Raw genomic sequence first — 8,382 nt, 5'->3', positions numbered from 1 at the left:
ATTCGGCCAACGGCAACCCGGGGGGGGGGCGCCCCGACGCCCGCCCCCCCCCCCCGCCGCTGGTCTAGGCCGAGGCGTTCGACCGGCCGCGCAGCACGGTGTTCGCGCTGCTGGCGTTCTTGATGGCGGTCTCGATCTGCGCCATCGTGGAGCCGGACGTGATGCCCGGAACCGTCGCGGTGTTCAGCGCGTACAGCGTGAACGTGTACGGGTTCGTGGGCCCGCCAGGGCAGGGACCGAAGTACTTGAGCGAGTTGGCCCCGCTCTCCATGGCCTTCTGCTTGGCGCCGCCCTGGTTGGGCACGGTGAAGCCCGCGCCCAGGTTCTCCGGCAACGACGTCGTGCCGCCGGGGATGTCCCAGATGGCCCAGTGCAGCTTGTTGCCGTTGTTCGCGCGGTCGGCGAACACGATCGCGTACGCCTGCGCGCCGGACCTCGCTCCCCAGCTGAACGGCGGGGAGATGTCCTGGCCCGGCGAGTGGTCACCGGCGCACGTGTGCCGCGCCGGGATCATCGCGTCGTCGGCGAAAGCGCTGCTCTTCAACGAGAACGCGGTGCCACCGGCGTACACGATGTCCACGAGCAGCACCCGGTCGTTGTTCGGGACGCCGTCCTTGTCGGTCGTGGTGGTCAGCCAGATGTCGCCGTCGTGGTCGACCTCCACCGTGCGCAGGCGGTTGTACGTGCCCTGGAAGTAGATCTTCTGGTCGACCAGGTTGCTGCTGCTGTCGATCGTCATCCGGTAGACGCGCTGGCCGACCGTGGTGGCCACGAACACGTGGTCGTTGATGATCGTCAGACCGCTGGGCGAGGCCACGTTCGTCGCCCACACCTTCTTGGGCGCGATGAACCCGGCGCACGAGCCGCCGGTGCCCTCGCAGTTGGGCCAGCCGTAGTTGCCGCCCTTGGTGATCAGGTTGACCTCGTCCTGGCTGGTGTTGCCGAACTCGGCCTCCCACAGGCGGCCCTGCGAGTCGAAGTCCAGGCCCTGCGGGTTGCGGTGGCCCTTGCTCCAGACGGCGTTGCCGAACGGGTTGTCCGACGGGATCGAGCCGTCGGCGTTGATGCGGAGGATCTTGCCGTTGAGCGAGCTGTTGTTCTGCGCGTTGGCGCTGTTCTGCGCGTCGCCGGAGGAGATGTAGAGCTTGCCGTCCGGGCCGAAGCGGAGGCGGCCGCCGTTGTGGTAGCGGTTCTTCGCCAAGCCCTGCAACAGGATCTGGTACGTGCTCTGCACGAGCGCGCTGTTCTCGTACTTGATCCGCACGACCCGGTTGCCCTCGGACGCCGTGTGGTAGATGTACAGCCAGTGGTCGTTGGCGAAGTTCGGCGACAGTTCGAGGCCGAGCAGGCCGCCCTCGCCGTCGGTGCCGACGGCCTGGGAGATGCGGCCCGCGAGGGTCTTCTGGCCGCTCTTGGTCAGCCGGTAGATGTTGAACGTCTCGCGCTCGCTGAACAGCGCCGAGCCGTCCGGCAGGAACACGACGCCCCACGCCACGTCGACGCCGCTCGCGAGGGTGCTGACCGCGCCGGGGTCCGGGGTGCCGGAGGGGCCACCCGCGCTCGGGGTCGCCTTGATCTCGTTGCTGAAGCCCGAGACGTTGCCCTTGGCGTCGCGCGCCCGGACCTTGAACGCGTACTCGGTGCCCGCCGTCAGCCCCGCCGAGGTGGTGCTGGTGGCGTTGCCGTCCGCGGTGCCGGTCTGGACGCCGTCGCGGAAGATGTCGTACCCGGTCACGGCGACGTTGTCGGTCGACGCGGTCCACGCCAGGTCGACGCTGGTCGCGGTCTTGCCGGTGGAGCGGAGGGTGCCCGGCGTGGTCGGCGGGACGGTGTCCGCCGGGGCGGGGTCGGTCCGGACGATCACGTTGGTGCTGGCCACCGAGACGTTGCCCGCGGCGTCCTTGGAGAACACCGTCCAGTCGTACTCGGTGTCCGCGATCAGGCCGGTCGCGGTGGCCTGTAGCACGTTGCCGACACTCGTGACGAGCTGTCCGTGCTGGTAGACGTCGTAGCCGACGACGCCGACGTTGTCGCTACCGGCGTCCCACGCGAGCGAGACGGTGGTCGCGGTGTGCCCGGTCGAGCGCAGGCCCGACGGCGGCAGCGGCCGCTCGGTGTCGGCCGGACCGCTGAAGCTGATGCTCAGCTTGTCCGCGTTCGGGCCGCCCTCGGCGGTCGTGGACACCGTGCGGATCTTGTTCGTGCCCGCGACCAGCGGCAGGGTGACGGTGACGGTCTGCCACGTCGTCCAAGCGCCGGTCGGCGGGAACGCCACGGTCTGGGCCGCGCCGCCGTTCGCGCTGATGGCCAGCGGCCGGTTCAGGGTGGTGCCGTTGGCGAAGCGGAACGCCAGCGCGTGCGACCCCGCCTGCGCGGCGGTCACGGTGTACTCGATCGAGCTGCCGACCACGTTGTCGTAGTTGACGAACCCGGTGCCGGAGAAGCCCGGCCAGTTCGACTCGACGACGCCCTGCGAGATGGCCGCCGACTCGGACTCGTAGTCGGAGGCGGGCACGCCCGCGGCATCCACCTCGAGGTAGTCGATGTTCGCCGCGCCGGTCGCGCCCGCGGAGGTGACGCGGATCTTGTTCGCGCCGGGCGCGAGCTGGGCCGTGGTCGTCAGGCTGGTCCACGTCGTCCACGCGCCGGTGCCGGGGAACGCCAGGTTGTCCTGGACGATCTCGCCGTTCACGCTGATGTCGGCGGGCCGGTTCTCGGCGGTGCCGTTCGCGTAGCGGATGGTGAGCTTCGCCGGACCGGCCTGCGCGGCGGTCGCGGTGAACTCGACGGAGCTGCCCACGACGTTGTCGACGTTCACGAAGCCCGCGCCGGAGAAGCCCGCGTGGTTGGACTCCACGACGGCCTGGGACAGGGTGCCGTTCTCGGCCTCGTAACGGGTGGGCGCGGCCGAGGCCACTCCCGGCAGGGACACCGCGGCCAGTGCTGTGGCCACGGCGACGGTCAGGGCGCCGACGGCGCGCAGCCGTCGACTGTTCCTCGGTACCACTTGAATGCCTCCCGCGAGCAGGGGTGGGACTTTCCGCGGCGGCGGTTGGATCACTAACAGTAAGTAAAGTTTCCTTACAGTCGGATCACACCACCAGGCAGAGCGAGTGTCAATGGTCTATACCAAATGAATGGAAAGCGATTTCCTCACCCTAGGTGATCACGTCCGACCGCGCGCGCCGACCGCAGGACCTCGGGCAGGTCGTCCGCCAAGTGGGACAGCGCCCGACCGACCGCCTCCGGGTAACCGGGCACGAACTCCCCCGCCAGCCGGACGGACCCCTTCTCGTTGGTCAGGTAGCGGCGCTCGCGGGCGAACAACACCTGCGTGAGGCACGCGAACGCCCGGAACGCGCACCCGGCCACGTAGGCGGTGTCCCCACGCCGGGCCGCCGACTCGGCGGTGTCCAGCGCGAAGCCGAACTCCCACCCGAACCGGGCGATCAACGCCTCCGCGAGGGCTTCGGGGTACGGGTCGACGAGCCTCCTCAGGTCGGTGAGGATGCCTTCGGGATCGTGCAGCGGCACGCACTGGGCGACCTCGCCCGCGTAGATCGCCGTGACGAACCCGTGCGGGTGCCCCACCTGGTAGTGGACCTCCGGCCTGCCCGCCACGCAGTCCTCCACCACCTCGCGCACCCGGCGGGCGTCCCGGAGCAGGACGTCCACCTTCACGCCGTCGATCCGCGACCAGATCCCACCGTTGATCCACGGCCCCCACTCGCCGTACCGCCCGAAGCCGACCACCTCACCCACACGAGTGACAGCGGCGAGCAGGACGTCGAAGTCCGGCGGCGAGTCGTAGTAGACCCCGATGTCGTAGTCGGAATCCGGACTCGCGTTACCCCTCGCCCGCGACCCACCGAGGGTCAGGGCGATACCTGGAACGCCCGACAGGGCATCGACGATTCGCTGTTCGATCAGACCTCCTTCAGGTTGTCGAGAAACGACTTCCACTCCGCCGCGGGGAAGACGAGAACCGGGCCGGGGTTCTTGGAGTCCCGCACAGACGCGCCCGCCACCTCAACGCAGTCCTGCCCACTCGTGGTGCTGTAGCTGCTCTTACGCCATCCGGCCTGCCCTGTCATCGCTGCCCCGCAGTCGCTCGTAGTGGTCCGCCCAACGGGCGAACTCCGAGCGCGATTCTTGCGCACCCAGGGCCACGGCATGGAGTTCCTCGGTGACCGCCCGATGACCCTTCACCACTTCGGGTCGCTCGGACAACACGCTGTAGGTCATGTTGGCGGCGTGGATCACCGGCTCGCTGTCCTGGAACTCCATGAGCCGGAAGGGGTGGGCGCACCAATACCTGTTGCCCGCGTGGAAGGGCACGACTCGGATCTCGATGTGCCCCCAAGCGCTCAGCAGCGCCAGTTGGAGCATCTGGTCGGCCATGACCTGCCAGTCGCCGACCCAGGCGTGGAGTGCCGACTCGTGGATGAAGAAGGCGCTCTGCGGCGGGCGGGCCCGCCGCAGGATCTCCTGCCGCTCCATGCGGGTGCGCACCCCCGGCTCGACAGCCTCACGTGGATCGTCGCCGGTGAGCATGATCGCCCGCGCGTAGGCCTCGGTCTGGAGCAGACCTGGGATCGCCATGGCCTCGTACTGGATCATCGCGATGGCCTTGCGCTCGCTGGCGACCAGCGCCCGGAGACCGTCGGGGACACCGTCGAGGTGGGGTCTGATCATGTACCCCTTCTCGCCCTCCCTGGCGATGGTCAGGACCCGGTCGAGCGCCGCCTGGTCGCCCTGGCAGTAGCCGACGAGTCTGATCAGGTCCACCACGTCACTGCCCCGTGCGCCGTTCTCGAGTTTCGACAGCTTGCCCTTCGACCACCCGAGGCCTTCGGCGAGCTTGGTCAGGCTCAGCCCGCTCCGCGTCCGGACGTCGCGCACCTCGTCGCCCAGTTCGCGGGTGTAGGCCGTCGACGGCCGGATGTCTCCCAGTGCTTCCACGATTCGTGACGATATTGCTGCCTGACCTGGGATTTCGACACAGACAGCCCAGATCCACTCCAAAGGATCACCTACGGGGGTTTGTGTCCCAGTGGGACACCCGCGTCACAATCCGTACGTACGGATTGGATTTCCGGGGGCGGTGCTGGGACCATCGCGGGATGCCCAGGGTCAGCCAGGACCATCTCGACGCTCGCCGCCGCCAGATCCTCGACGGGGCGCGCACCTGCTTCGCGCGCTACGGCTACGAGGGCGCGACAGTCCGGCGTCTCGAGGAGGCTACCGGGCTGTCCCGCGGTGCCATCTTCCACCACTTCCGGGACAAGGAGTCGCTGTTCCTCGCGCTCGCGGAGGACGACGCGCTGCGGATGGCGGACGTCGTCGCCGAGCAGGGCCTCGTGCAGGTGATGCGGGACCTCCTCCTGGTGCAGGAGCCGTCCACCGAGGACCACCCCGCCGACTGGCTCGGCACCCGCCTGGAGGTGTCGCGGAGGCTCCGCACCGACCCGGAGTTCCGCGCCCGCTGGGCGGAGCGCTCGTCGCAGCTGACCCAGGCCACCCGCCAGCGCCTGCTGCGCCAGCGCGAGGCGGGCAACCTGCGGGACGACGTGGACGTGGACGTCCTCACCAGCTTCCTGGAACTGGTACTGGAGGGCCTCGTGTCCCACCTCGCGATGGGTCTGCCCGCCGACGACCTCGGCCCCGTGCTGGACGTCGTGGAGGAGACGGTGCGCCGGACCCGGCGCACCCCCTGACCCGGCTCAGACGACGAGCGCGGCCTTCACCTTGGTGATCGCCGCGCTCTCGGTCTGCGACACGCTGCCGTCGGCCGCCGCCGCCGCGTCGCACACCGACACGACCGCCGCCGGGAACGTCCGGCCCACCCTCGGCGCCTTCGCCTTGAAGATGGCCATCGACTCGCGCAGCGCGGACAGCACGGCGTCCTCGATCTGCGCGATGGGACCTCTCGGCAACCGGGGGAACTCCGTGCCGAGCGCTTCCCGCAACTCCGGGGAGAGCTCCTTGATCGCCTTGGCGCTCGCGGACCCCTCCACCTCCATGGAACCCGGATCGGCGTTGGACACCAGCAGTGCCGCACCGTAGACCGCGATGCGGAGCGTCTGGCGTTCCTCGTCGGTGTACTCAGTCATGTGATCACCGTAAAACGCGGTACACGCGAAGTCACCGCCCCCGTGCGGTACGTACTCGAAATGGCTAAGCCCTTCGACCGTCCGTGCATAGGGTGATCGGATGCGCGTCTACCTGCTGTCCGCGGGCCTCGCCCGGTTGGCGGACGAGATGGTCGGGCTGGCGCTGGTGCTGTTCGTGTTGGCGCGCACCGACAACCAGGCGTTGGCGGGTGCGGCCGTGGCGGCGTACACGGTGCCGTCGATCGTGTCCGGGCCGCTCCTCGGGGCGTGGCTGGACCGGACCCGGCGGCCGCTGATCGCGTTGGCGGGCAACCAGTTCCTGCTCGCCGCGACCGCGGCCGGGCTGCTGGTGGCGGTCGAGCACCCGCCCGCGCTGCTCGGGTTGGCGTTCCTGGCCGGGACCACGCTGCCGATGACGAGCGGCGGCTTCACCAGCCTGCTCCCCCGCCTGGCCGCCGACCTCCCGCGCGCGACGGCCGCGGACGCGCTGCTGTTCAACGCGGCGGCGCTCGGCGGGCCCGCGCTGACGGGCGTGCTGGCGGCCGTGGTCGGCGGGGACAGCGCGGTGGTGGCGATCGGCGTGCTGGCGCTCGCGGCGGGCCTCTGCACGCTCGGCCTGCGCGTGCCGCCGCACGCCACGACCGCGCACCCGCCGCTGTGGCGGGCGATGCGCGACGGCACGCGGCACCTCGCGACCACTCCCCCGCTGCGCGGCGCGACCCTGGCGACGGTGCTCGGCCACGGCGCGATCGGCCTGCTGGCCACGGCGTTGCCGGTGCACGTCACGACGCTGGGCCGCCCCGAGGGCGCGGCCGGGTTCGTGTGGGCGGCGATGGAGGTCGGGTGCGTGGCGAGCCTGCTGGCGCTGCGCCGCCACCTGCCGCGGTGGCGGCCGGAGAACGTGGTGTTCGCGACGGTGGCGGCGTCCGGCCTGGCGCTGGCGACGTGGCCGCTTGCGTCGAACTTCGTGGTGCTGCTGGCGTTGGGGCTGCTCGTGGGACTCGCCCAGGGACCGACCCTGACGTCGATCATCACTACCCGCCAGCGGTACACGCCGTCGACGCTGCTCGGCCAGGTGTCGACCACCGGGGCGAGCCTGAAGATCGGCGCGTTCGCCGTCGGCGCGGCCGTCGGCGGCGGCCTGCACGACACGTCGGCGGTCTTCCTCGCGGCGGCCGCGACGCAACTCGTCGCGGCCTGCGTCGGGGCCGCCTCAAGCCGGTGGGACCACGCTCCGGGTCGACGGCGGACACGGGAAGAATGCGCCCATGAGCACCGAGGCGAGGAGCGCCGCCGTGGCCGCGCTGATCAGGCTCGCGGGAAGCACCGACCACCGCGACCGGGCGGACGCGGGGCGCGCCCTGGCCGCCTTCGCCGAGGCGCCCGAGGCCAAGCGGCCGCTGCTGGACCTCGTGCTCGACGCCGACAACACCTTCACCACCCGCGTGACGGCCGAGGCGCTGCTCCGCCGTCAGGACCCGGCCGGGCTCGAGGTGGTCGCCACCGCGCTCGCCACCGCCGACGACAACCACGCGGACTGGATCCACACCGCGGTGCTCGACGTGTTCGGGATGTTCGCCCGCGACCGGGACACCGCGGTGCGGCAGTGCGAGGCGCTGGCGTCGGACGCCGACGAGCGGACGCGACGCGGCCTCGACCTGGTGACCGCCGTGCTGGTCGGGATCGACCCGGTCCTGCGCCCGGCGTGAACCGACTGAGATCGCCGGGAGCTAGTGCAGCGCGTGCCGAGCCCAGTGCGAGTCGGGGCGGACGACCCTGAGGTGGCCGAACGTGGAGTTTCCGGTCACGGTGATCACCGGGCCGGCCGGCGCGGTCGGCGCGCCCGGCAGCGCGCGCTTGCCGAAGCGGGCCGTGCCGCCGTCGAGCACGACGGCCGCGGCGGACACCAGGACGGTGACCTTGCCGCAGAACGAGGACGCCTCGACCTCGAACCGCTCCCCCGCGGGCAGGCCGGACAGGTCGAGCACCAGCGCGCCGAATGTCGCCCTCGCCTCGATCCGGTGGGAGACGGGCGCACTGTGGATCTTGCTCGCGACCGCGTGGACCCGTTGAGGCGCAACGACCACCGCGAGGCCTTCGAGCACCGGCGCGAGGTCGGAGGAGACCTCCGCGGTGTAGACGGCCTGCACGCGGTCGAAGTGCTCCTCCCACGTCAGCCGCCCGTCGGAGACGGCCTGGTTGAGCACCACGACGGCCTGTTCCCGCTCCTGGTCGGACACCCGGAGCACCGGCTGGGTCACTGCGATCA

At 70.8% G+C, this 8,382-nt stretch carries 8 protein-coding genes and 1 pseudogene; 3 read left to right on the top strand and 6 right to left on the bottom strand.

The window, feature by feature from the left end; all coding sequences use genetic code 11:
• Positions 1-64: 64 nt before the first annotated feature.
• The 4 genes from ACFWW9_RS26770 to ACFWW9_RS26755 all read right to left on the bottom strand — a co-directional run bounded on the left by ACFWW9_RS26770 (position 65) and on the right by ACFWW9_RS26755 (position 4,962).
• Complete coding sequence (locus tag ACFWW9_RS26770; RefSeq protein WP_390383502.1) at positions 65-3,007, bottom strand: PQQ-dependent sugar dehydrogenase; 2,943 nt, start codon at positions 3,005-3,007, stop codon at positions 65-67.
• 146 nt (positions 3,008-3,153) lie between these two features.
• Positions 3,154-3,963 carry a nucleotidyltransferase domain-containing protein gene (locus ACFWW9_RS26765; RefSeq protein ID WP_390383500.1) on the bottom strand — a complete coding sequence of 270 codons (810 nt, stop codon included), beginning with the start codon at positions 3,961-3,963 and terminating at the stop codon, positions 3,154-3,156.
• Positions 3,927-4,094, bottom strand: coding sequence for a DUF397 domain-containing protein (locus ACFWW9_RS26760; protein WP_390383498.1), 168 nt, complete (start codon positions 4,092-4,094; stop codon positions 3,927-3,929). The genes ACFWW9_RS26765 and ACFWW9_RS26760 overlap by 37 nt, the downstream gene beginning before the upstream one ends.
• Positions 4,069-4,962: a helix-turn-helix domain-containing protein gene (locus tag ACFWW9_RS26755; RefSeq protein ID WP_390383496.1), complete on the bottom strand. Its 894-nt coding sequence runs from the start codon at positions 4,960-4,962 to the stop codon at positions 4,069-4,071. Before ACFWW9_RS26755 ends, ACFWW9_RS26760 begins: the two co-directional genes overlap by 26 nt.
• Before the next feature lie 161 nt (positions 4,963-5,123).
• Here ACFWW9_RS26755 and ACFWW9_RS26750 point away from each other — a divergent pair, with 161 nt between their 5' ends.
• On the top strand, positions 5,124-5,717 hold the full coding sequence (locus ACFWW9_RS26750) for a TetR/AcrR family transcriptional regulator (protein ID WP_390383494.1): 594 nt from the start codon (positions 5,124-5,126) through the stop codon (positions 5,715-5,717).
• Between the two features lie 6 nt (positions 5,718-5,723).
• Here ACFWW9_RS26750 and ACFWW9_RS26745 read toward each other — a convergent pair whose 3' ends face one another.
• Positions 5,724-6,113 carry a hypothetical protein gene (locus ACFWW9_RS26745; RefSeq protein WP_390383492.1) on the bottom strand — a complete coding sequence of 130 codons (390 nt, stop codon included), beginning with the start codon at positions 6,111-6,113 and terminating at the stop codon, positions 5,724-5,726.
• A 100-nt stretch (positions 6,114-6,213) separates the two neighbouring features.
• Here ACFWW9_RS26745 and ACFWW9_RS26740 point away from each other — a divergent pair.
• Both ACFWW9_RS26740 and ACFWW9_RS26735 read left to right on the top strand, forming a co-directional pair.
• A pseudogene (locus ACFWW9_RS26740) lies at positions 6,214-7,257 on the top strand (MFS transporter); the annotation flags it as partial.
• Positions 7,258-7,381: 124 nt separating this feature from the next.
• Positions 7,382-7,822 carry a hypothetical protein gene (locus ACFWW9_RS26735; protein WP_390383490.1) on the top strand — a complete coding sequence of 147 codons (441 nt, stop codon included), beginning with the start codon at positions 7,382-7,384 and terminating at the stop codon, positions 7,820-7,822.
• 21 nt (positions 7,823-7,843) lie between these two features.
• Here ACFWW9_RS26735 and ACFWW9_RS26730 read toward each other — a convergent pair whose 3' ends face one another.
• Entirely contained in the window at positions 7,844-8,374 is a 531-nt protein-coding gene (locus ACFWW9_RS26730; protein WP_390383488.1) for a DUF1707 domain-containing protein, read from the bottom strand.
• Positions 8,375-8,382: the final 8 nt, after the last annotated feature.

It is taken from the genome of Umezawaea sp. NPDC059074 (assembly GCF_042738955.1).
In the GTDB taxonomy this organism is placed as follows: domain Bacteria; phylum Actinomycetota; class Actinomycetes; order Mycobacteriales; family Pseudonocardiaceae; genus Umezawaea.
The sequence above is the reverse complement of the archived record's forward strand: the minus strand, read 5'-3'. Positions and strand labels throughout refer to the sequence as shown.

Coding starts and splice junctions, on each gene's coding strand:
- ACFWW9_RS26760 (WP_390383498.1), bottom strand. CDS start 4,094: ATGACAGGGCAGGCCGGATGGCGTAAGAGCAGCTACAGCACCACGAGT.
- ACFWW9_RS26750 (WP_390383494.1), top strand. CDS start 5,124: ATGCCCAGGGTCAGCCAGGACCATCTCGACGCTCGCCGCCGCCAGATC.
- ACFWW9_RS26745 (WP_390383492.1), bottom strand. CDS start 6,113: ATGACTGAGTACACCGACGAGGAACGCCAGACGCTCCGCATCGCGGTC.
- ACFWW9_RS26735 (WP_390383490.1), top strand. CDS start 7,382: ATGAGCACCGAGGCGAGGAGCGCCGCCGTGGCCGCGCTGATCAGGCTC.